This is a genomic window from Brevibacterium sp. H602, assembly GCF_051172395.1.
GTDB lineage: Bacteria > Actinomycetota > Actinomycetes > Actinomycetales > Brevibacteriaceae > Brevibacterium.
Genome location: NZ_JBPIZD010000025.1, coordinates 17,178 through 40,536, shown reverse-complemented (window position 1 = coordinate 40,536; position 23,359 = coordinate 17,178). Strand labels below are relative to the sequence as shown.

The following is a 23,359-nucleotide window of genomic DNA, read 5'->3' as shown; positions in this document are numbered from 1 at the left end:
ACTGGGAGCCGCCTCGGCGAATGCGATTTGCGTCACCGATGACAATCGGCTTGACTTATGAGGTGCATCACAGAGAACGCTAGGGAAACTCTCGTGAAACTGGCCGGTCCCCCGCTGGCCGGTGCTCTGGCACAGACGCTAGATAAGCAACACCGTGTCGGCGATCCCGGCGCGGAAGAACGAATGGAGAAGCGTGTCCGCTTTCATCGACTGGCTCAACGGGATTGTGTGGTCATCCGCCCTCGTCTACCTGTGCCTCGGCGCAGGTGTCTATTTCACGATCCGCTCCCGCGCGGTTCAGATCCGTCAGATCCCCGCCATCTTCAAGCAGATGTTCACGGGCAAGAGCTCCAATGAGGGAGTCTCTTCCTTCCAGGCCCTGGCGATCTCTCTGGCAGGTCGCGTCGGCGTCGGCAATATCGCCGGTGTCGCCACCGCCATCGGCTTCGGCGGCCCCGGTGCCGTCGTCTGGATGTGGATCTCGGCCCTCCTCGGCGCCTCGACGTCCTACGTCGAATCCACCCTGGGACAGATCTTCAAGGAACAGGATCCCCGCACCGGTGAGTACCGCGGCGGCCCGGCCTTCTACATCGAGAAGGCCTACCGCCACACCAAGGCCCGCGGCCTGTTCAAGGTCTACGGCATGGTCTTCGCGGCCGTGACCGTCATCGCCATGTCCTTCATGCTGCCGGGCATCCAGTCCAATGCGATCTCCGGCGCCGTCGAGAACGCCTGGAGCGTTCCCACCTGGGGCACCGCAATCGCGCTCGTCATCATCATGGGCTTCATCGTCGTCGGCGGAATCAAGCGCATCGCGCACTTCGCCTCGCTGGCGGTTCCGTTCATGGCCGTCATCTACATCATTGCAGCCATCGCGGTGACCATCATCAATGCCGACCAGATCGTTCCGGTCTTCCAGCTGATGTTCACCTCGGCCTTCGGCATCGACGCCGGTCCGGAAGCCGCCTTCGGCGGCATCATCGGCATGGCGGTCCAGTGGGGCGTCCAGCGCGGCATCTACTCGAACGAAGCCGGGCAGGGAACCGGACCGCACGCAGCGTCGGCTGCCGAGGTCTCGCACCCCTCGAAGCAGGGACTCGTGCAGGCCGGCTCGGTCTACATCGACACCCTGTTCGTGTGCTCGGCGACCGCGTTCATGATCCTCTCCACCGGCATGTACCGAGTCTTCGACGCCGACGAGACGACGATCATCGGCACCGGCCGCGGACAGATGGTCGAAGAGATTGCTGCGACTCCGGGCGAGAAGTGGCCCCAGGCGGGACTCGACTCGATGATCCACGGCTTCGGCGCCAGCTTCATCGCGATCTCGATCTTCCTCTTCGCCTTGACCACGATCGTCGCGTACTACTACATGGCCGAGACGAACCTCGTCTACCTGCTGGGCAAGGTCAAGAACACCTTCGTCCTCGCGGCCGGCAAGCGCGTGCTGCAGCTGCTCATCCTCATCGCCGTCGCCGTGGGTGCGATGTCGACGGCAGGCAGCGCCTGGGCGCTCGGCGACATCGGCGTGGGCCTCATGGCCTGGCTGAACATCGTCGGCATCCTCATTTTGCAGCAGCCGGCGTTCAAGCTCCTGCGCGACTTCGAGCGCCAGACCAAGCACGGTCTGGATCCGGTGTTCGAACCCGAGAAGGTCGGCGTGCGCAACGCCGACTTCTGGGATCAGCGCGTGGCTCGTCTCAAGGCCGGCGAGGCGGTGCCGGAAGGCTGATGCCCCACACGATCGACTGCCTGCCACCCGGCAGGCGGCCCGATCGGCGGGCAGGTCATTCGGATGACGGCTCATCGCTGGTCCGTGGGACAGACTGCGAGGCCCGGGACAATGGCGTCCCGGGCCTCGTGCCATTCACAGCGACGCACAGAGCAGCGGCCGCCGCCCTGAATCGGGCGACGGCCGCTGTCGGTTCGCGGGGCAGACTCTGCTGCCCTCCGGCTCACCAGCCGAGCTGACTGAGCCGGCTTCCCCTCACTTCTTCAGGCTGGTGCCAGCCGAGCCGAGGTTCTGGCAGGCTTCGACGATGCGCTCGGCCATGCCCTTCTCGGCGGCCTTGCCGTAGGAGCGCGGATCGTAGAGCTTCTTGTCACCGACCTCGCCGTCGATCTTGAGCACTCCGTCGTAGTTGCGGAACATGTGCTCGACGACGGGACGCGTGAAGGCGTACTGGGTGTCCGTGTCGATGTTCATCTTCACGACTCCGTGGCGGACCGCCTCGGCGATCTCTTCTGCACTCGAGCCCGAGCCGCCGTGGAAGACGAGATCGAAGGGAGCCTTCTTGCCGACCTCGGCACCGACCTTCTCCTGAATCTCACCGAGGAGTTCGGGACGCAGCTTCACATTGCCGGGCTTGTACACGCCGTGGACGTTTCCGAAGGTCAGAGCCGTGAGATAGCGGCCCTTCTCGCCGGTGCCCAGGGCGCGGGCGGTGGCCAGCCCGTCCTCGACGGAGGTGTAGAGCTTCTCGTTGATCTCGTTCTCGACGCCGTCCTCTTCGCCGCCGACGACGCCGACCTCGATCTCGAGGATCGAGTGAGCTACCGCCGAGAGCTCGAGCAGCTCCTCGGCGAGGGTGAGGTTCTCGTCAAGGGGAACGGCCGAACCGTCCCACATGTGCGACTGGAAGTAGGGCTCGCCGCCGTTCTTCACGCGTTCGGTCGACGCAGCCAGAAGGGGCTTGACCCAGGCTTCGACGGCGTCCTTCGGTGCGTGGTCGGTGTGCAGCGCGATGTTGACGTCATAGCTCTTGGCCACCTCGGCGGCGAAGACGGAGAACGCGATGGCGCCCCGCACGCGGTCCTTGACCGTCGGACCGGACATGTATTCGGCACCGCCCGTGGAGATCTGCACGATGCCGTCGGATCCGGCCTCGGCGAAGCCGCGGATGGCGGCGTTGATCGTCTGCGAGGAGGTGCAGTTGATCGCGGGGTAGGCGAAGCCCTGGGTCTTCGCGCGGTCGATCATCTCGGCATACACTTCGGGGCTGGCGATGGGCATACATGCTCCTTGGTCGGGTTCGGCCGTTTCTGCTGCCACCAGCCTACTCGTTCCGTCCCGCCCATGGCAGGGAGGCCCGGGGCGCGGCTTCCCTCGCCGAGGCGGCCCTCCCTTGGCATCGGCCGTGAACGAGTCCCGGAACGCGATTTCGGATCCTGTCGCCGAGGATGCCCTCCCCTGGCATCGGCCGTGAACGACGCAACCGCCCGACCGGATGGTCGAGCGGTTGCGTCGGAGGTGAGCCGCCTCGGTGCGGGACCGTGCCTCGCCGTGGAGGGCAGGCAGCGTTCCCGGACCGAGCCGCCTCGGTGCGGGTCAGGACTCGGTGTCCGGAGGTGTCTCCGTCTCCCGGGTCGGAACCTCACGAACGCCGCGCTTGTTGTCTCGGGAAGAAGACTTCGCACGCTGTTTGCCGAGCAGACCCTGGGAGCTCTTGAGCCGGTAGTCGATGCGTTCGTCGACCTTCTCACCCAGGTATTCGTCGAAGTCGTCGGCCAGGTGCTCGCCGACCGCACGGTAGCGTGCGGCGCGTTCGATCGCGGCCGTCCGCTTGGCCTCCATACTGAAGGCCTTGAGGGTGGAGACGCAGACGAGCAGCAGCACGATCGAGAACGGCAGCGCTGTGACCAGTGACCCCGCCTGCAAGGCGGTGAGCCCGCCGGCCATGAGCAGTGCGATGGCGATCGCGCCCTCCATCAGCGCCCACAGCACGCGCGACCAGATCGGCGGGTTCGGGTGACCGCCCGAGGCGAGCATGTCGACGACGAGCGAGCCCGAATCCGAGGAGGTGATGAAGAAGATCGCCACGAGGATGATCGCGATGACCGAGAGGACCGAGCCCAGCGGCAGGTCTCCGAGCACGTCGAAGAGGACACGCTCGGCGACGATTCCTTCGTCCGGGTCGACGAGGTCGCCGGAGCCGAAGATCTGACGGTAGATACCGGTTCCGCCGAGGACGGAGAACCAGAAGAAGCCGACGATCGAAGGGACGAGCAGGACGCCTGCGATGAACTCGCGGACGGTGCGCCCGCGGGAGATGCGGGCGATGAAGACACCGACGAAGGGTGCCCAGGAGATCCACCAGCCCCAGTAGAAGAGGGTCCAACTCGAGTTCCATTCGGCGCCTTCCTTGCCGGAGTAGGCACCGATGTCGAAGGTCATGTTGAGCACGTTCGCCAGCCAGACGCCGAGTGATTCGACGAAGTTCTGGAACAGGAACAGAGTCGGGCCGAAGACGAGGACCGTGACGAGCAGGACGCCGGCCATCGTGAGGTTGATGTTCGACAGCCACTTGATTCCTGCGCCCACGCCCGAGACCACAGAGGCGGTGGCCAGCAGGGTGATGATGACGATGAGGATGATGAGGAATGTGTTGTCGTAGTCGCCGACGACGCCGATGTGCTTGAGTCCTGCGGAGATCTGCTGAACGCCGAGACCCAGCGAGGTGGCGATGCCGAAGACGGTGCCGAAGATCGCGATGATGTCGATGACGTCACCGGCCCAGCCTTTGACCTTGTTGCCGAGCAGCGGTTCGAGTGCCCATCGGATCGACAGCGGGCGACCGCGGCGGTGGATGGCGTAGGCCAGAGCCATACCGAGCACGGCATAGAGAGCCCAGGGGTGCAGACCCCAGTGGACGAAGGTCTGTGCCATGCCCATCTGGGCGTTCTCGACCTCACCGCCGGGCCAGCCGGGCTTCGGTCCGGTCGTCGCATAGGTCAGAGGTTCGGCCACACCGTAGAAGACGAGGCCGATGCCCATGCCGGCAGCGAAGAGCATGGCGAACCAGGACAGGACGCCGAATTCGGGTTCGTCGTCGTCCTTGCCGAGCTTGATCTTGCCGAACTTCGAGAAGCCGACGATGATCGCGAAGCCGACGAACAGCCCGACGACGAGCATGTAGTACCAACCGAGCTGGGTGACGATCCAGTTCTGGATGTTCGAGATGACATTGCCGGTGCCCTCGGGCAGTGCCACGGAGAATACGACGATGCCGACGATGATGATCAGCGCCGGCCAGAAGACGCGCGGGGCGATCATGCCCTTGCCGATGCGCACTCCCTGGCGTTGCAGCTTCTGAGTGATTGCGTCATCGGAGTCGGATTCGCCGATGTGGAGTTTCTCGGGCAGATGAAGTTCTACGGGGTCGGGTTCGCCGAAGAGCAGCTGCTCTTCCGGCCCCGGGCCCAACCCGTTTCCCGACTGGGAATTGGTGTCGGGGTCGCTCATGTCGCCCTCCTGATCGAATGATTGGATTACCGCTTCACTCTGCCGTATTCCCCAGCCTCCTTCAAGGCAACTTTCAGCCCGAACCCGCACAACAGGGGTGATATCCCTGGTCACGGCGGGATTTCGAGGCCACCGTGATCAAGAAATGAACCTTGTGGGAGATGAGGATTCGGAACAGTTCTCGGTCCTTTTTCGGCCGCGGCATTCAGTACAGTGGCCTCATGGCCTCGACGCTGACTCCGCCCGGTTCGGGCACCGGTTCGGGCAATCGCCTGCGCATCTTCAATTGGGCTCTGTGGGATTGGGGGTCGGCGTCCTTCAACGCCGTGATCATCACTTTCGTCTTCGCCCCATATCTGACGAAGTCCGTCGCGGCCACCGAGGAAGCCGGATCCTCGGCATTGGGCTGGTCGATGGCCGCGGCCGGTTTCGTCATCGCCTTCATTGCGCCCGCCGCCGGCACTCGGGCCGATGCCGGTGGTCGGCATCGCCTGTGGCTGGGTGTGCACACCGCAATCGTCGTGCTCACGATGTTCGGCCTGTTCTTCGTCCGCGACTCCCCCGATTATCTGTGGCTGGGTCTTCTGCTCCTGGCCGTCGGCAGCGTCTTCTTCGAATTCGCCGAGGTGTCGTACAACGGCATCATGGTCCGCATCACCACCCCCGACAACGTCGGCAAGGTGTCCGGATTCGGCTGGGGAATGGGCTACGTCGGAGGGCTGGTCCTCCTCGTCATCCTCCTCGTCCTCGTCATCCAACCCGAGGTCGGGTTCCTCGGCGCCAGCGACGAGGATGGACTGCGGTTCCGTATCGTCGCGGTCCTGTCCGCCGTGTGGTTCGCAATCTTCGCGATCCCAGCTCTGTTCTCAGCACCGGGAGCAAAGGTCAAGGGCACATCGGGCGGGCACCCGATCAGGGCATTCATCGCTGACTACGCAGCACTCGTGCGCCGTCTGATCCGGATGTGGTCGACCGAGCATCAGACGCTGCGGTTCTTCATCGCCTCGGCGGTCTTCCGGGACGGCCTGGCTGCGATCTTCTCCTTCGCGGGCGTCCTCGCCGCCGGCAGCTACGGGTTCTCCGCGTCGGAGATCATCATCCTCGGCGTGGCCGCGAACGTCGCCGCCGGTGCCGGGGCGATGATCGCCGGGTGGTTCGACGACCGGCTCGGGCCGAAACCCGTCATCATCGCCGGTCTCATCGTCATCATCCTCGGCGGGCTGCCGATCCTCTTCAGCGCCGAGGCGGCCGTGTTCTGGGTCTGTGCCCTGATCCTCAGCTTCTGCGTCGGCCCGGTCCAGGCCTCGAGCCGGTCGTTCCTCGCCCGCATCACTCCACCGGAATCGGCCGGGGAGAACTTCGGACTCTACGCCACGACGGGCCGGGCCGTGAGCTTCCTGGGCCCGGCGATGTTCGCCCTGGCGATCCAGATCTTCGGCTTCCAACGGGCTGGGACGCTGGGTATCCTCATCGTCCTGGCGGTCGGCCTGGCGCTCATCATTCCCGTCCGACCCGACGCCCCGGCCCACTCCGTGCAGGCCCGCGTCGAGAGCTGAGCCATTGCGGAGAGGTCGGGCGCCGGCCGCACCGGCTCACTGCCGGGCGAGCAGATCGTCGATCTGGTTGATCGCTCCGGTCGAGCCTTCGATGACACCCATCTCCAGCACGGTGCGCAGCCCCTCGGCCGAGTCGAACACCGATTCGTAGGTGGCACGAGTCCCGGTCTCGGTCGTCTCGAAGCGGTAGATGCAGCTGCTTCCGGGCATCGATTCGACGACGGTGAAGTCCTCATCGGCGAAGTAGTCGCGGAATTCCAAGCGCGTGGGGCGGTCGACGGCGGTCAGTTCCCACAGCCCGCAGAACTTCTCACCCTCCGGGCTCGTCATGAAATAGGTGACTCTGCCACCGGGTTCGAGCGCATGGTCGACGACCGTGGCCGGGTACGTCGGTGGACCCCAGATCTGCTCGAGTTGGCGGGGATCGGCATAGACCTCCCACACTCGCTCGAGCGGCGCCGCGAACTCGGCGACGATCGTCAGGGTCAGTGTCTCTTCGTCATGGTATGTGTCGATGACCGGCATGGCTGCTCCTCAAGCAATGCGGTGGTTTGCCTCACGACCCGGCCTGCTCGTCCCCGGCCAGAAGGTCGTCGATTCTCTGCACTCGTTCGACCCACTGGTCTTCGAGTTCGGCGAGCATGCTTCTGATGGTGCGAAGCGGACCCACCTCTGCGTGCGCAATCTGCCGCTTGCCGACTCGGCGCTTCGTCACGAGTCCTGCACGTTCGAGGACCGCAACGTGCTTCTGCACTGCGGCGAAGCTCATGTCGTAGTCGGCGGCCAGATCGGACACCGAAAGCCCTTCTCCAGCGACTCGGCGCACGATATCGCGCCGAGTGCGGTCGGCCAATGCCTGGAACAGCGCATCCGCCTCATCGTCGAGAAGTCCTTTCATGCCATTAATCATACAACCGGTTGGTTGTATGTAAATAGGCGGAACGAGATTTCTCAGAACAGACTGCTTCACCCGACACTCAGGAGAAGCACCTGCTGCCCCTCGATCAATACCGCAAGTCAGGTGCGGGAATCCGCACGTGCACACAACTTCCGCCCCCTGGCGACCGTCCGAACAATACGGTTTCTCTATGACTACGATCCGAGCCATGACACCCGACGCATTCCTCACCAGCCTGCAGAGATTCGGTGATGTCAGCTACCAACAGACTCCATTCTGGGCGGAGGCACGGCGAGTCGATTGGCCCGATTACGTGCCGGTGGGCTGGTATGCCGACGGTGCAGATCCGATCTCGGTCGCAATCATCCGTTACCGCCGGATCCCCGGAACGAAGAAGCGCTTCGCTTTCATTCCCTACGGCCCACTGATCGATTGGGACAATGCGGACATAAGCGAGCAGCTCTCAACGTTGCGTTCATTTCTCGAAGCAAACGATGTCATCGGCGTCCGCATGCTCCCGTACCTCAGCCTCCGACGGTGGGACAATGCAACGGTACGAGCCGGACTCCGCGAGCCGATCGCCAGGCACTTCCGTGACCTCGCTCCCGATTACACCAACCCCACAGCTCTGCAGCTGAGGGCGATCATGCGCGACTCCGGATGGATCGAAAAGTCTGCCCCCCAGGAGACGCATATCGATTACGGCCGCTTCAACTTCCTGCTGAATCTCGAAGACCGCACCGAAGATGACATCCTTGCCGGAATGCACAAGACCTGGCGATACAACGCGAAGAAGGCCTCCCGTGAAGGCGTCAAGATCGAATTGGCATCCATTGCCGACGTCGATGATTTCCAGCTCCTGTACACCTCAACCGGGAATAGAAACGGATTCGCGACCCTGTCCACCGACTTCTTCAGGACCATGTGGACCCATCTCACTCAAGGACTGCCAGGCCGCTTCACCACGCATTTCGCCCGCTTCAACGGCGAAGTACTCGGAGCCACGACCACAGCTCGGGTGTCTTCGACCGCTGAATGCATCCACACCGCGACCGACACGACCAACCCACGAATGAAGCCCTCGAATGCCCTGTATCTCGCCTTGATTCGACAGCTTCTTTCCGAAGGCGCTAAATCCTACGACCTGGGTGGAGTCAAGGACTGCCTCGGCCTCGATATGGGCGGTAGCGGTCTGGTCCGCTTCAAGACTGAAATGGGCGCTGACGCCCACGAATACATGGGGGCGTGGGAACTGCCCATCACCCCTCGAACCTACGCCGCATTCTCCCACGCCGTCCCCGCCTATAACGCTGCCCGCTCACGCATAGATCCACTGCTCGCCTCCGCATCTCGACTGCACTCCCGGTTACCAGCACTCGCACGACGCGGCCCCTCCTGACCGCGGCCAGCTCAGCACGGTTCACACCATCTATTGACACCTTGATTGAACGCGCGTTTAATATTAAACATGCGTTCAACGACTCGCGACTCCAATTCGCACCGCTCTCCCAACACCTCACCGGAGACGGCGCAGAGGATCCTCTCGGCCGCCGTCGCCGAGTTCGCCCGCCACGGGTTCACGAAGACGACGGTCCGCGGCATCGCCGCTGCCGCGCAAGTCTCCCCCGGCTTGGTCATTCATCATTTCGGCTCCAAGGACGGGCTGCGCAGCGCATGTGACGAGCACGTGTTCGAGCGAATCGCTGAGTCGAAGGCGGCGAACGCTGGCTACGCCTCCATGGCAGTGCAGATGATGTTCGACGACCCCGAGATGTCCACCGCTGTGGACTACCTCGTCAAATCCCTGCTCGACCCCAGCGACCACGGTCAGCGCTACTTCGACCACTACGTCGACCTCGTCGAGTCCTATATCACCGACGGATTCGCCGGCTACACCTTCCGACAGAGCGAAGACTCCCGTGGACAGGCGGCGACCATCGCGGTCATGGCCCTGGCCCCTTCACTCCTCGAACACCGCCTGCATTCGGTCCTCGGCACCGAGGACACCACAGGAATGATGACCAGACTCGCGCCGCATCTGCTCGACCTCTACCTGCACGGTGCCCTCGAGTCCGTCCCCGAAGACTCCCAGTTAGGAGATGAGGAACCATGAGCACGTTGACCAGCGCCCGCCGAACCGACGGCAGCCGAGCATCCGCCTCGGCGGCGATCTCGATGCGGGACGTCGTGAAATCGTACGGACGCGTTCGCGCCCTTGATGGTCTCGATCTCGAGGTCGCCCGCGGCGAGGTCCACGGCTTCCTCGGCCCCAACGGCGCCGGCAAGTCGACGACGATCCGGATTCTGCTCGGAATCCTGCGACATAACTCGGGTACGGTGCGCCTCCTCGGCGAGGATCCTTGGTCGAAGGCGGTCCCCCTGCACCGCCGCCTGGCCTATGTTCCCGGCGATGTGGAACTGTGGCCAGGGCTGACCGGCGGCGAGGCGATCGACCTGTTCGCCAGGCTGCGCGGAGGTGTGGACAGACGTCGTCGCGATGAGCTCATCGAACGCTTCGACCTCGATCCGCGGAAGAAGGGACGGACCTATTCGAAGGGCAACCGGCAGAAGGTCGCGCTCATCTCGGCTCTGGCCTCGGATGTCGAACTGCTGCTCCTCGACGAGCCGACGGCCGGGCTCGACCCGCTCATGGAAGCGGTGTTCCAGGACTGCATTCGCGAGGCGAAGGACGCCGGGCGCACGGTGCTGCTCTCCAGCCACATCCTCGCCCAGGTCGAGGCCCTGGCCGATCGGGTGTCGATCATCCGGTCGGGTCGCATCGTCGAGACGGGGACCCTGTCCGAGCTGCGGCACCTGTCACGGACGACGATCACCGTCGGGCTCGAACACGATGTGCCCGCCCTGTCCGAAATGACCGGAGTCCACGACCTCGTCCGCGAAGGTTCGCGATTGCATTTCAGCGCCGATACGGCGCAGCTGCCCCGTATCATGCGGGCGCTCGGCGAACACGATGTCGAATCGCTCACCGCGACCCCGCCGACCCTCGAACAGCTGCTGCTGCGTCACTACGGCAAGGAGGAGTCATGAATCTGCTGGCCGCATACACGGACGACGGGGATCGCACTGTCCACGGAGGTCCCGGGAACTCACCGCAAACCGGGCATCATCATGGTGCACATGAACGTGTTCGGCGTGGCCGCCTCGGCGAGGGAAACCTGGCAGGGTTGGGGAATCTGCTGAGATTCATGCTGCGGCGGGACCGCCTGTGGCTGCCGGTCTGGGTGATTGCGCTGTCTGCGCTCACCGCGTATTTCGCGAATGCAATCGCGGTGGTCATGGATTCGGATTCGCTGCAGGCGATGACGGCGTTCTCGAAGAATCCGGTGATGGCGCTCATCACGGGGCCGGGTTACGGGCTCGACCAAGTGACGATCCCGCGGTTCATCGTCGGCATGTACGGGGTGTTCCTCATGATCGGGGCGACTCTGATGTCGATCCTCACCGTCTCCCGGCATACGCGTGCCGAGGAGCAGACCGGGCGAGCTGAACTCGTCCGCGCCGGCGTCACCGGTCGGCACACTCAGCTGATCGCCGCCCTTGCGCTCACGGTCTTCATGAATCTCCTGCTCAGCGCGGGTATGGCGGCGGCGTTCGGCTTCTCTCAGGCCGAGCCGGATTCGTGGTCGGCCACGGTGCTGTTCACGGTCGGAATCGGCGCGGTGGGGTGTGTCTTCGCCGCCGTCACCGCGGTCACGGTGCAGCTGAGCGCGTTCGCCAGGGCCGCCTCGTCGATGGCCGGAGCAGTGCTTGCACTCAGCTTCGTCCTCCGCGGGATCGGCGATATGTCGCACGTGTCGGGGGGTTCGCTCGATTGGCTGTCGTGGCTCTCACCGTTGGGATGGTCGCAGCAGACGGCGTCGTTCACCCTCGATCGCTGGTGGCCGCTGCTGTACTCGGTCGGATTGTTCGCGGTCCTCGTCGTCGTGGCCGTCGTCTTGCAGTCACGCCGTGACCTGGGAGCCGGGATCGTCGCCGAACGGTTGGGCCGGTCGCAGGCGGGACCGCTGCTGTCGACGTCGTTCGGTCTGGCACTGCGCCTGCAGGCATCGAGCCTGATCTGGTGGTCGATGAGCATGTTGGTCATGGGTGTGGTGTTCGGTTCGTTCACCGGGCCCATGGACGAAGGAGCGGCCGGAATGCCGCCGGAGATCCTGTCGATCATGGGCGGACGGTCCGGAATCGTCGACGGCTACCTCGGATACATGGCCCTGTACTTCGCGATCATCGTCGCCGCGTATGCGGTCATCGCCGCTGGTGGGCTGCGTTCCGAGGAGTCCTCCTTCCACACCGAACCTGTGCTCGCGACCGCGGTCTCCCGTGCTGGCTGGTTAGCTTCGTGGGCTGTGGTGACGCTGTTCGGGGCGGGATGGCTGATGGCCATGGCCGGCCTCGGCGAGGGTGTGGGAGCGGCGATGTCAATGGATGATTGGTCTCTGCTGTGGCCGACCCTGCTCGGGCATCTCGCTCAGGCGCCGTCGATCTGGGCGCTGCTCGGGTTCGCCTACCTGCTATACGGCTTCGCCCCACGGCTGATGAGCCTGAGCTGGATCGTCTTCGGTGCCTCGGCGGTGCTCGCGCTCTTCGGCGGGCTGATGCAGCTCGACGATGCGATCCTCGACCTGTCCCTGTTCACCCATATCGGCCAATATCCGGCACAGGATCTCTCCGCCGAGGCGGTGCTGTGGTTGGTCGGCATCGCTGTGGTCCTCGTCGGGGCTGGGATGGTCGGGTTCCGGAGGCGGGACCTCGTCACTGCGTGAGGTACCCCAAGGACCGAGCGCGGCTGAGGACGTCCGCCCGGTTCGAGACTCCGAACTTGCGGTAGAGAGCGGAGAGACGGTTCTTCACGGTTCCGGTAACCTGCTGCAGTTCGCCGGCGATCTCGGCGACTGACAGACCCCGTGCCAGCAGGTCGATGAGTTGGGCTTCGCCGGCGTTGAGCTGCGGCGCTTCTGCCAGGTCCACGGAGACCGGGCCGATACGGCGCAGCCGCTCCCTCAGCTGCGCCGGTGAAGCGAAGGTCGCGGCGAACTCACTTGCAGCTTCCGCCCATACGGGCGAGTCGGCCGTGAGGTCGACGAGTCGGCTGCGATCGGTCAGCGGCAGCAGTGCAAGCGGCAGCAGCGAGCTCACCCAGGTCGAGAGACTCACAGCCATCATGAAGTCACTCTGCGCCGCGGCCTCGTCCCCCGTGCGCAGTTTGGCTGCGGCTCTGATAGCGGCGAGTTCTGCGCGGCTGCGCGGACTGAGCGAGCGGTGATAGAACCAGGTATCGGCGCACGCTATCGCCTCGTCGTTGCGACCGGCCACGAGCTTTGAGCGGACGTCGAGGACGATGCGCGCATCACACGCTGGCGAGAGCCTCTCTCGGTCGAGCTCGGCCCACCGCAGCTGGCCGAGTGCGATGAAGACCGTGCTACGTCCGAACGCAAGCAGATCCTTCTCAGCGGCGGAGAGGACTCCGGAATCGCGATATCGCTCGGCATCATCGTTGACGAAGAGCAACCCGGATTCGGACTTTGCGGACAGCACTGCCAAGGTCCGGGCGATGAGAGGCAGATAGACCCACAACGTTCGCAGCTCGGGGTAAGCGGACAACGCATCGAACTCCGCCTGGGCTCGTTCCAGGTCGAGTCGGTCGAGAGCCCTCAGTGCCGCTGCGATACGCAGCGGCGGAGTGACGTGTTCGTCGATGATGACGCTCGGCGGTGTCTCTGAACGACCTGCGACAGAGCCGGTTCCGGCACCGACTCGGCTGGTCTCGGACGGCTCTGCCGCCGATGCGAGATGGGCATCGGCTCGTTCACAGTCGCCGCTGACGGCCGAGATGAGAGCCGTCCACGCGATGATTGCCGGCAGCAGGAAATCACCGTCGATATGACCGGCCCGGGCTGGCCCCTCGATCTCATTGAGCAGGGACAGTGCCCGGCGAGACTGGGTTGCATGGTGGAGTGCGATCGCAGTGAGGAGTCGGACGACGGAACGCCCACGCACACTGGGCATCTTCGCCGCGGCACGGATGCCCAATTCTGCGGCGTCACCGTGCCGGCCGGAATCGGCGAGACCGATCATCTGACGAACGGTGCCGACGACGTCCACCGACAATCCGTCCGGCCGGATCTCTCCGCTCTCATCTTCTCCCGGTGCCGAGGCGCCGAGGATCGCCGGCAGTCGTGACCTCAGGAGTCCCGGGCCGGTGTGCCTGATCGCGGCGGCACGGATGCGTGCTGGATCGGCGGCAGCGGAATCAGCGTCGATATCCTCGGCGAGGGTTCCGAAGAATTCGAGTCCGGGCCAGTTCGCACGAATCTTGGGCGGCAGAAGCCGAAACGCGGTGCAGGCGGTCCGTGGCGTGAGCAGGAACATCGGAATGCCCACCGCCTCGGTCACTCGCAGCAGCTGGGTCCAATAGCCGCCGTGTCGGGCCAAGAGCAAAACGTCGCTGAGAAGTTCGGGTTCGACGGCGCCCGCCGATTCCATATGCTCGATGAGCACTTCGAGCAGGGCTGCGACCGCGGATCCCCCACCGGCTGTGGTGGCGAGCTCATGGCGCAGCTTGGCTGCGATGAGGGAGGGCACCTGCAGCAGTGACCCCCTCACCTGGTCGTCCGCACGAGTGAGTATCCCGCTGGAGTGGAGTCGGACCAGCACGCCTTCAGGGTCGTTGACCCCGATTCCGCCGAGGAGGTCGTCGGCCACCGCTGTCAGCGCCCGCAAGGCGGTCGTCTCTGACACAGCGCTGAGTTGAGCGAGTATCGAGGCGGCTGCTGTGTCACCGGCTCCCAGCTCGAGGGACAGTCGTGGACACAGTTCGACGACCCAATCGGCGAAGGCCGCAGATCCAGGATCCACCGTGACCCCTGCGGTGGCAGCGGCGCGGAGGACCGCCTCGGCGAAGCGAGCACGACCGGCGCATTCCGTCCACAGCAGGTGGCAGAGCTCGGAGTCAACCGGACCCACCCCTGAGGATTCGAGTTCGACGATGAAGTCTCCCAGGCTGAGGCGAGGATCGTACGCTTTCCCTTCAGCTTTCGAGCTCATGGTCACCCATCCTTCATCTCGGCGGATCACACCCGCGTCACGCTCATCGACGTACACGTGAGCTCCCCTCTTAGACGTCCGGTCTTCGATGCCGGTCTGCCAGCACACTGCCCGCGCGTTGGTTCCGATTTCTAATCTGCCCGGAATCAATCACTAGGCACGTCCTGCGGCAGGCGATGTGCGGTAGTCCGCCACTACCATGCGGCAATTCGACTGCGTCGGAACCGATCCGCCGACCGAGTCACCAGCAATAGCACCCGAGTCTTCGCTAGGCGCGAAGAAGCGTCACAGCCTCTCAGACTTGCCCGGTCACCCGAATACTCTCGTATTTGGCGGACACAACACCCAACTCGTATTTGTTCCAGCACTCATCGACCTCGATATCGAATGCCTGAGAAAGGTAGTACAGCGGCACATCTGCACCGGCAAGGTGGACGAATGGATACCCACCACCGAAGCGAGGGTTGATGTCGATCACGGAAGCCTCGCCGAAGTCATCGACGAACACGTCGACGTCGATGAGCCCCGTCAGATCTGAAGCTCCGGCAATCAGCTCAGAGATTCGAGCGAAGGGTGCGGCGTCGACAGTCACGGCTTTGTCCGTCTCTCCGGCTCTCATGCGAACCTTGCGGCGCGCCAGCACGCCGCTGAGCATTCCGCCGTCTGTCAGACTCCCGATGATGTCGACACCGTATTCAGCCCCCGGGAGCTTCGACTGCACCACAACATCATCCCGGGTACCCGGATGCCCGCATGCCGCCGGGGCAGAAAGTGCGGCTTCTGTCACCGCCTGGCGAACCTGATCCGCTGAGACCACTCTCAGGCCCGAGGACCCGCTGCCGAATCTGTGCTTGACGACGAATTCGTCGGCCCGAGCGCTCAACTCATCGATTCCTTGGTCATCCGCGCCGCTGACGGTCGCCGGCGTCGGTACCTCAATGGCGGCGAGCATCTGCGCCATCTGCAGCTTGTCGGCGCAGCCGGCCTGCCATGCTGCCGATACTCCCGGCACCAACACGCCACTCTCCCGAAGAGAGTTCGCCAGTCCGCTATTCACATGGACATGCATGAGCTCGTAGTCATTCGCCGAAACGAAGATCTTGGCGTCGAATTCGGCAACCAGACTCATCAACTCGGGACCATAGTCTGGATCATCGTATTTCGGCAGACTCCGGCCCACGTCGCCGTAGGAGGCGGAGGAACTTGTCGGATCGTTTTCCGCAACGACCACTCGCCCTTCGAAGTCAAGAGCCTCGAAAGCCTCGCGAAACCAGTCGATGAGATACAGGCGTCTCCCCGCTGAGCTGATGATGATCGTCTCTGGTTTTGCTGTCATACCATCCTCCTCGATCTGGTCTGAGTCCCCCGGGCCGGAAGGCGTCGGGGAGTGCAGGCGCCCCCCCTCGGTTGGACACGAATGCAATCAGCTGCCGTTTCAAACGCGAATGAGACAACACGAGTCAGCACGCTCACCGATCACATCAAGCGAATTCTGTATAGATGGATTTCGCCTGGACCGAAATCATGAATTACAGAATTCAAACATCACGACGCAGACGATTACTGCGAAACAGAGATTCAGATCCGTCTACGCCGACTTGATTCTATTTCTATCATCGGACACCTCGATTGCAGCATGCGGTTCTCCGCAATAAACAGCGGAATGTCCCCGCACCCCAGATGCTCTCCGTAGACTAATTGAATACACGACATGAAACACAGAAGAGAGTGATTGAAGTGGCGCAGCACGGGACCCGGCAGCACGAGCCCCAAACGCCGGCTTTTGTCTTGGACTCATCAGTCCTCGAAGAATTCATCGATCGATTTCGCCAAGCACTTCTGAATCAATGGCCGAATTCAGTGCTGTCATATTCTTTCAAAACGAATGCGCTGCCATGGCTTCTGTCTTTCATGAATACGCAAGGCATCTGGGCAGAGGCGGTATCGGATGCCGAGTACCAACTTGCACTGTCCGTGGGATATCGCCCGGATCGCATCGTGTTCAACGGCCCGGTCAAGAGTCGGCAGCGATTGCGCCAAGCTCTCGCCCACGGGTCAGTCGTCAACCTGGATTCAAAGAGAGAGGTCAGGTGGGCCGCAGAATTTGCCAAGGAACAGACCGAGCAGACGCTTTCGGTGGGATTGCGAGTCAATTGGAATCTTGAAGACAGATGTCCCGGGGAGAGCACGACGTCGGGACAGCACAGCCGTTTCGGGTTCAATGCGGAGAATGGTGAACTCGGCGCGGCGATGTCCATGCTGACGGCCGCAGGGGTGAGGGTGGCTGGTCTCCATATGCACCGGAATTCGCTCACACAGAGTTTGGGAGTCTATAAGGCGTCGGCAGAACTCGCTGCCGAGCTCATCTCCGAGTTCGACCTCGATCTCGAATGGATCGATATCGGCGGCGGGTTCTTCGGCAGTCCTGCTGGGACTCCGACATTCGACCAATATGTGTCGACGATTCGCAGAGGACTTGAGGGAGCGGTCGACATCGATCGAACTCAATTGATCGTCGAGCCGGGCGGTTCTCTGATTGCGGTGCCTGTGGAATTCCATTCACAAGTAGTCGACGTCAAAGACGTCGGAGATCACCGGTACGTTGTCACTGATGCCAGTCGCACCAATATCGATCCCCTCTTTCGGAGACAGAGGGAGTTCGATGTGCGAATCGATGCCGCTTCCGAGGAAGCGATTCCCGAACAGGTGATCTGCGGCTTCACCTGTATGGAGGACGATCGCCTAACAGTCCTGAGAGACGCGCCGCGGCTATCGGAAGGTGACCGGATCGTCTTCTACCGGGTCGGTGCCTACACGATGTCCTACCAGTCTTCCTTCATCGAATTCCCTCCAGCTGTCTTCGTCCGGAACGACGATTCTCTGAAATTGGTGAGGCGGAGGGGCTCGGTGGACGACTATCTGGGCGGACATACGTGGCTCGATGCCACGGCATCGGTACCCGCCGCGGTCGCAGCTGGTTCGTGACAGAACCTCAGGCAAAGTCCTGGCACTCCAAGGCGACTTACGTCGGCCGTTGGACGGCGCTATAGACGGAGAACGGAGAATTCGTCTCTTCTCGCCGTCGTCATCCCGATCTCATAGTCCAACAGTGATGGAGCATCGGCCAGTCCCGCCAATTCACGGACCAGGTAGGCGGGAACATCCGCTCCTGCAAGGTGGCAGAACGGGTACCCTCCACCGAACCGCGGATTGATATCGATGATCTGCGGGGAGCCTTCGGCGTCTTCTCTGAAGTCGACATCGATCGGCCCAACAGGCTTGAGGAGGTCTCCGAGTTCGGCCAGTGCCCAGGTGAAGCCGTTCGCTGCGACTGTTGTGGCGACATCGGTGTCTCCGCCTCTCATCCGGTCTTTGCGCCGCGCAAGTGCCCCATTCAGACGACCGGTCCCATCGAGAGCGAACACTCCATCGACGCCGAACTCCGCTCCGGGCAAGAGGGTCTGGATGATGACGGCGTCCTCGCCGCGAGTTGTCGGTTGTCCGCCGGCGTCTCTTGCCGTCTTCGCCGATTCGATGACCATTTCCAGCAGAGTCTCACCCGTGGCAGTGCGAAGCCCATCTGATCCGCTTCCGAAACGATGCTTGACGATGAATCTCCCGCCCGAGTTCGCCGCCTGCGCCGTGTCAGCCTCACTGCCGAGCCAGGTTGCGGGGGTAGGAAGTCCTCGATCGCGCAACCTCGAAGCCATCAGGTGTTTGTCGAGGACGATGTTCTGCGCATCGGCGTCGAGTGCTGCGACTGTGCAACCGAACCTACGCAGCTCGTCTGCCAGGCCGCCTGCCAATACCTGAAGCTCGTAGTCATTCACCGAGACAAAGAGGGCAGGTGACTCTCGCCGAACCCAGTTCAATACCTCTTCGCGATACTCAGGAGAGTTGTATGCCGGCATCACCACGCCACGGTCTGCCAAAGAAAGGGTCGGAGCCGTGCCTCGGTACTCGAACGCGATGACTTCGCCGTGGATTCCTTCGGATCTCAAGGCCGCTTTGAACCACTCCACATAATGTGCCCGGTGGGCGGCAGAGGCAATGACAACCTTGAACCCGTTCGAATTCTTCATACTAGGTCCTCCCTCGAATGCATTTCGAACTTCTCACTGAGCACTCGAATCACTGTATCGAAGCAGGCAGCACTGGCTGGGAACGAAAACAGCAGCAAGCGCCGACGCACTTGCACATTGCCCTGTGCAGCCGAGGTCGGGCCGATGTCGAGAATCATTGCGGTTCCGAGACAGCTGAGAATTTCACGTACTGGGCCGTCCGCCGGCGTCGGTGGTCGAGGGAGTCGGCGAATGAGTCTTCTTTGTCAGCACGTCGCTCCGGCTCCCCCTGCTGGAAGGAGACGAATTGCGGGATGATTCGGCGTGGAACGTAGAAGGTGAGCAGCCAGAGGACGACGAGTGCTGCAATTCGTGCGTACATTCGCACTATCCATGTGTGGAATCCGGACCAGACGATGTCCCCGACTCCGCCCAATAGGGCTGCGAAGAACACCAAGAGCAGAAGGTCGCGTGGCCCCTGGACAGCACGTCGGTAGCTGCGGATCGTCCATGAGTCGATGCGATCAAGCATCACGGCGAGAAGCGGAACCCCGATCACCAAGCCCAGCGCTCCGAAATTCCACCAGAGATCGCCATAGACGGTTGCCACCGTGGAGAACCCGGTTCCATACAGCTGCGGATCTGTCAGAGCAGCGAGTTGATAGCCGATAGCGTCGGGTATCCAGTCGGGCGCGAAGCCATCGGGCAGCGCTGCCCGCAATGGTGACAGAAGCGATGCTCCGAGAGTCGGGAGCCCTCCGAGGTCGAAGTCATGTATCAGAGACCCGAAGTTGCCGATGCCGACGAACATCGACGAGAGGCCCGTATCGTTCCCGTGCTCGCCGCTCAACGAGGCTTCGTATTCCCTGCGCCATACACCCAACACCACAAGAATCATCGGGGCGAGGAGTACTCCGACCACTTTCAGCCATTGACGCCCGTATCTGAGGAAGAAGACGTAGACAGCAGCCAAGATGAGCGCTATGGCTCGCAAACGGCCTGTCCCCGAGATGATGGCGGTCGGATACACCAGGAGTGCTCCGGCGATGGTCACGGTATTCCAAGGGTTCCTCAGACCGCGCGGGCTGAGCAGAATCGCAATGCAGATGAGCAGAATCGCCGATGACCCGAATCCGTCCGACAGCACCCCCAGCCGATCTCCCAGAAGAACTGTGGCCGCGAGCGTAACGACTCCGGCGCCGAGGGCCCACTGCACGCAGCGGACAGGCAGCACCACCTCATGAGGACGTCCTATTGAATCGGATCTCAGGCAGAGCATTCCGATCCCGATCTGAGTCAGCGTACTGCCGAACAAAGCCGTATTGAGGTAGACCTCGGGGTGGGAGCCGACGATGAAAGTCGGATCTGGGATGACGAGCAATCCGCTGACCCCGACGATTGCTGCACTCGATGCCATGAACAGTCCCGGCATAGTGATCCGATCACGTCCGAGTAACACGAAAAGCGTCATGCCGTGGGCAAAGGAAATTGCGGCGATGACCCCGCTCGAGTATGCGGCTGCTTCGACATCCGTGGAGAACCACAGGCGAGCAATGACGACGATCAGTACACAGACTGCGGTCAGTGATGCCACAAAGATCGGAGAATGAGCAGGGTCCTTGAGGGCACTCCTCCGGGCCTCGGACGAGTCCCTCTGAGGGCGGACAGGCGGCAGCACGTCACTCACCCTGCCCGAGCTCAATCATTGCTGATCGCCCATTCCCCGGGGAAGACAGATCCACGACCTGAAGCCTGACGCAGAGAGCTGTCAGAAGCTGAGAGGGGGATCTCACGGTCGGAGTCTGGAGGAGCCTCCGCCTGCCGGACCGCCACTTGCTTCGAATAGACGGGCTCCGGCTCAGCACGGTGCGCCCAAGTGTCGGGATCTTTCCGAGTTGAATGCGCGGCATAGCTGCTGCCATAACTCTGCGAATATGTTGTGCCTGTGGTCCGGGGTACCCCATTGAGCACGAGTCCGAAAAGGCGCGCCCGCACAAGTTGGATCTTTCGCAGCGCCTGAGTGATCTGCGTTCGACGCACAACCCCGTTTCGAGCGACGAAGACGGTTCCAGACACTCGAGTAGCCATCGCTATTGCGTCTGTCGCAGCAAGCACTGGCGCAGAGTCCAGGACAACGGCGTCGTACTGCTTGGTGGCTTCTTCGAGGAAGACTGTCATCTGCTCGCTGTCCAGCAGTTCAGCCGGGTTCGGGGGTATCGGCCCGCTCGCAAGAACGGCGAGATTGACGAGTTCCATAGGTTGGACGACGTCTTTCAACTCGGTATCCCCGATCAGCACTGTCGACAGGCCTGCGCCCCCTTCTATTCCGAGATACCGGTGCACAGAGGGATCGCGTAGGTCAGCATCGACAAGAAGCACGCGGTCCCCGCCGCGGGCGAGGGCGGAAGCGAGGTTGATGGAGGTCACCGATTTTCCTTCGCCTTTCACAGAAGAAGTCACGAGCAGAGAGCGGCTCCTGCCCCGCGGCTCAAGGAAGCGGAGATTCGACCGCAGCTCCCTGTACGGTTCAGCCTGAACGTTCTGCGATCCGTGCTCTGAAACGAAGACGTGGTTCTCTCCTGCAGTGATCAGCGGGACCGTCCCGATCACCGCGGCGTCGGTCAGCTGCTCAATGTGATCTGCTTTCCGCACCTTGTTGTCCAGTCGATCTCTGAGCACGGCAGCCAACATCCCTGCGAGTATCGCGGCGATCAATCCGAGCACGAAGTTCTGTGTGAGGTTCGGCGAGGACGGCGCTTTCGGCGCCGTCGCCGGAGTGACGACCGTCAGTTGGACTGTCGCCTTTCCGCTGGTGATCTCGAGATCTGCGACCTGCTCTTGCAGGCTTTCAGCCACCGCATTCGCAAGTTTCGCCGACGCTTCGGAACCGTCTGCTCTTGCGGTGATCGAGATGAGGAGGGTGTCTTCGGGCACTTCTGCTGAGACCCTGTCAGAGATCTGTCCGGCGTCGGCATCCAAGTCGAGGGATCTGATGGCGGGATCAAGCACGATAGGAGTGCTAACAAGATCCGCATAGGTGTCGATCTGCTGCCGAGCGTAATCAGCCGCGGCCGAGCGGTCGGTGACCGAATTGCCGGGATCGGTACGGACGAAGACGTTTGCGGACGACTCGTACACAGGGGGCTGCAGCGCCGTGATCCCGGCTACCGCAGCTATCACGACGAAGGCGGTCGACAGTGCGTAGACCCACCGTTCGCGGAGGATCGTCAGATAGTGCTGAACAATCATGATCGTTCACTTCCTACGCGGCAGTGTTCAGTTGACTGAGAGGTGTGAGAAAGAAGTGCGCGGCGCTGCCCCTGTGGGTGGACATGACCACCCAGGGAGCCTCCACGATCAATGTGCATCGAGGACCACCCCTCCGAGGCGTTCGTACGTCTTTGACCGGTCGAAATGGTCTTCGGCCATTCGTCTGGATCCTCGGCCGCGTTCTGCCAGTCGACGGTCATCGGCCATCTTCTTCAGGGCCTCGGCAAATGCGGCCGGAGTCGATTCGCAATTGATACCCGCTCCATACTCGGTGAGGAGATCTTGGTACTCGGCGCACTGCTGAGAGTTGACGACAGGGAGTCCTGCGGCTGCATAATCGCAGACTTTGTTGATGATGCTGGCCGCCGAGTTCGCAACAATGGGATTGATGGCGATATCGCACCCGCGCAGACGCGAAACCATCTCCGGGTATTCGAGCTTGCCGTAGAACACCACGTCCTCATCCAGATCCCCTGCTTCATCACGCCAGCGATCTTCGAAGGGACCCGTACCCATGACGTGCAGGCGCATGCGGATGCCTTCCTTTCTCAGTTCGCGCAGAGCCCCGAACACCGAAGGCAGGTCGTAGCTGTGTCCCAGAGTTCCGATATATGCGAGCTCCGCGATTCCTGTTCGGAGAGGACGCAGAACCGGATAGGTGTCGAATCTCGCCAGATCCGACCCGAGGTACACGGTGGAGACAGTCGAGCCGTCCCTGCGTGCCGAACTCACTCGTTCTGAATAGGTTTCGGAGACGGTCACCACTGCATCCGCAGCTCGGTAGATCGCCTCGGCACGCCTACGGATGGGGATCAGAGCCTGGCGCACCATCCAGCGTGGTCGCAAGACCATTTCAAAGGCCTCTGGCCATAGGTCCTGCACGTCGAGGATGAATCTCACATCGTTCTTCTCCGCGAATTCGGCTGCGGCATGCGCCACCTCGAGAGAAGGCATGGAACAGTAGATGATGTCCGGGACCTTCCGCCGCCGCAGGTATTCAGCAAGGTTCCTGCCGAGGGCTCGGTGGCTGCGCAGACGACCGGCAGAGACGTTGCTCCGATACGACGGTTCATGCACATAGGTGGTCGAGTACAGCGGGTTCCGTTCCACCGAAGTGTCGCGTTGCGTCTTGAACGCGTGCAGGAACGAGGATGTGACCAGCTCGACTTCTGCACCGCGGCGAGCAAGAATGCTCGCCAAGCTGTCGAAGCGATCGTTCGGCAGCCATCCAGTCGCTGTGTAATGGGCGATCATCAATACGTCCATGACT

Annotated in this window: 17 protein-coding genes; 7 read left to right on the top strand and 10 right to left on the bottom strand. The window is 62.5% G+C overall.

All coding sequences use genetic code 11. The annotated features are described in order from the left end of the window. Positions 1 to 193: 193 nt before the first annotated feature. Entirely contained in the window at positions 194 to 1,732 is a 1,539-nt protein-coding gene (locus ACSBQT_RS15575) for an alanine/glycine:cation symporter family protein (RefSeq protein WP_435002059.1), read from the top strand. 255 nt (positions 1,733 to 1,987) lie between these two features. Here ACSBQT_RS15575 and fbaA read toward each other — a convergent pair whose 3' ends face one another. Beyond that, positions 1,988 to 3,013, bottom strand: coding sequence for a class II fructose-bisphosphate aldolase (fbaA, locus tag ACSBQT_RS15570; RefSeq protein ID WP_435002058.1), 1,026 nt, complete (start codon positions 3,011 to 3,013; stop codon positions 1,988 to 1,990). 315 nt (positions 3,014 to 3,328) lie between these two features. Continuing rightward, complete coding sequence (locus ACSBQT_RS15565) at positions 3,329 to 5,242, bottom strand: BCCT family transporter (protein ID WP_435002057.1); 1,914 nt, start codon at positions 5,240 to 5,242, stop codon at positions 3,329 to 3,331. A 221-nt stretch (positions 5,243 to 5,463) separates the two neighbouring features. Between ACSBQT_RS15565 and ACSBQT_RS15560 the strand changes: the two genes are divergently transcribed. Continuing rightward, complete coding sequence (locus ACSBQT_RS15560; protein WP_435002056.1) at positions 5,464 to 6,798, top strand: MFS transporter; 1,335 nt, start codon at positions 5,464 to 5,466, stop codon at positions 6,796 to 6,798. 36 nt (positions 6,799 to 6,834) lie between these two features. On the opposite strand, the gene ACSBQT_RS15555 is transcribed toward ACSBQT_RS15560, so the two are convergent. Together ACSBQT_RS15555 and ACSBQT_RS15550 are read right to left on the bottom strand one after the other, a co-directional pair. Then, positions 6,835 to 7,323, bottom strand: coding sequence for an SRPBCC family protein (locus tag ACSBQT_RS15555; protein WP_435002055.1), 489 nt, complete (start codon positions 7,321 to 7,323; stop codon positions 6,835 to 6,837). Positions 7,324 to 7,354: 31 nt separating this feature from the next. Continuing rightward, on the bottom strand, positions 7,355 to 7,696 hold the full coding sequence (locus ACSBQT_RS15550; RefSeq protein ID WP_039212082.1) for an ArsR/SmtB family transcription factor: 342 nt from the start codon (positions 7,694 to 7,696) through the stop codon (positions 7,355 to 7,357). A 208-nt stretch (positions 7,697 to 7,904) separates the two neighbouring features. Here ACSBQT_RS15550 and ACSBQT_RS15545 point away from each other — a divergent pair, with 208 nt between their 5' ends. The 4 genes from ACSBQT_RS15545 to ACSBQT_RS15530 all read left to right on the top strand — a co-directional run bounded on the left by ACSBQT_RS15545 (position 7,905) and on the right by ACSBQT_RS15530 (position 12,477). After that, positions 7,905 to 9,095 carry a lipid II:glycine glycyltransferase FemX gene (locus ACSBQT_RS15545; RefSeq protein WP_435002054.1) on the top strand — a complete coding sequence of 397 codons (1,191 nt, stop codon included), beginning with the start codon at positions 7,905 to 7,907 and terminating at the stop codon, positions 9,093 to 9,095. A 69-nt stretch (positions 9,096 to 9,164) separates the two neighbouring features. After that, positions 9,165 to 9,809: a TetR/AcrR family transcriptional regulator gene (locus ACSBQT_RS15540; RefSeq protein ID WP_435002053.1), complete on the top strand. Its 645-nt coding sequence runs from the start codon at positions 9,165 to 9,167 to the stop codon at positions 9,807 to 9,809. Further along, positions 9,806 to 10,744, top strand: coding sequence for an ABC transporter ATP-binding protein (locus ACSBQT_RS15535; protein WP_435002052.1), 939 nt, complete (start codon positions 9,806 to 9,808; stop codon positions 10,742 to 10,744). The genes ACSBQT_RS15540 and ACSBQT_RS15535 overlap by 4 nt, the downstream gene beginning before the upstream one ends. Positions 10,745 to 10,902: 158 nt before the next feature. Further along, positions 10,903 to 12,477: an ABC transporter permease gene (locus tag ACSBQT_RS15530; RefSeq protein WP_435002051.1), complete on the top strand. Its 1,575-nt coding sequence runs from the start codon at positions 10,903 to 10,905 to the stop codon at positions 12,475 to 12,477. Here the strand turns inward: ACSBQT_RS15530 and ACSBQT_RS15525 are convergent. Both ACSBQT_RS15525 and ACSBQT_RS15520 read right to left on the bottom strand, forming a co-directional pair. Further along, positions 12,467 to 14,758, bottom strand: a complete 2,292-nt coding sequence (locus tag ACSBQT_RS15525; protein WP_435002050.1) for a LuxR C-terminal-related transcriptional regulator — start codon at positions 14,756 to 14,758, stop codon at positions 12,467 to 12,469. The genes ACSBQT_RS15530 and ACSBQT_RS15525 overlap by 11 nt on opposite strands. Before the next feature lie 295 nt (positions 14,759 to 15,053). Beyond that, positions 15,054 to 16,094, bottom strand: coding sequence for an ATP-grasp domain-containing protein (locus ACSBQT_RS15520; RefSeq protein WP_435002049.1), 1,041 nt, complete (start codon positions 16,092 to 16,094; stop codon positions 15,054 to 15,056). A 392-nt stretch (positions 16,095 to 16,486) separates the two neighbouring features. Between ACSBQT_RS15520 and ACSBQT_RS15515 the strand changes: the two genes are divergently transcribed. Beyond that, positions 16,487 to 17,743 carry a hypothetical protein gene (locus ACSBQT_RS15515; RefSeq protein WP_435002048.1) on the top strand — a complete coding sequence of 419 codons (1,257 nt, stop codon included), beginning with the start codon at positions 16,487 to 16,489 and terminating at the stop codon, positions 17,741 to 17,743. 59 nt (positions 17,744 to 17,802) lie between these two features. On the opposite strand, the gene ACSBQT_RS15510 is transcribed toward ACSBQT_RS15515, so the two are convergent. The 4 genes from ACSBQT_RS15510 to ACSBQT_RS15495 form a co-directional block, all read right to left on the bottom strand. Continuing rightward, positions 17,803 to 18,840, bottom strand: coding sequence for an ATP-grasp domain-containing protein (locus ACSBQT_RS15510; protein WP_410708995.1), 1,038 nt, complete (start codon positions 18,838 to 18,840; stop codon positions 17,803 to 17,805). A 154-nt stretch (positions 18,841 to 18,994) separates the two neighbouring features. Beyond that, the gene (locus ACSBQT_RS15505) at positions 18,995 to 20,413 is read right to left on the bottom strand and encodes an O-antigen polymerase (protein ID WP_410708996.1); all 1,419 of its coding nucleotides are present in this window, start codon (positions 20,411 to 20,413) and stop codon (positions 18,995 to 18,997) included. A 104-nt stretch (positions 20,414 to 20,517) separates the two neighbouring features. Continuing rightward, the gene (locus tag ACSBQT_RS15500; RefSeq protein ID WP_435002047.1) at positions 20,518 to 22,068 is read right to left on the bottom strand and encodes a polysaccharide biosynthesis tyrosine autokinase; all 1,551 of its coding nucleotides are present in this window, start codon (positions 22,066 to 22,068) and stop codon (positions 20,518 to 20,520) included. A gap of 108 nt (positions 22,069 to 22,176) precedes the next feature. Continuing rightward, the gene (locus tag ACSBQT_RS15495) at positions 22,177 to 23,355 is read right to left on the bottom strand and encodes a glycosyltransferase family 4 protein (RefSeq protein ID WP_435002046.1); all 1,179 of its coding nucleotides are present in this window, start codon (positions 23,353 to 23,355) and stop codon (positions 22,177 to 22,179) included. Positions 23,356 to 23,359: the final 4 nt, after the last annotated feature.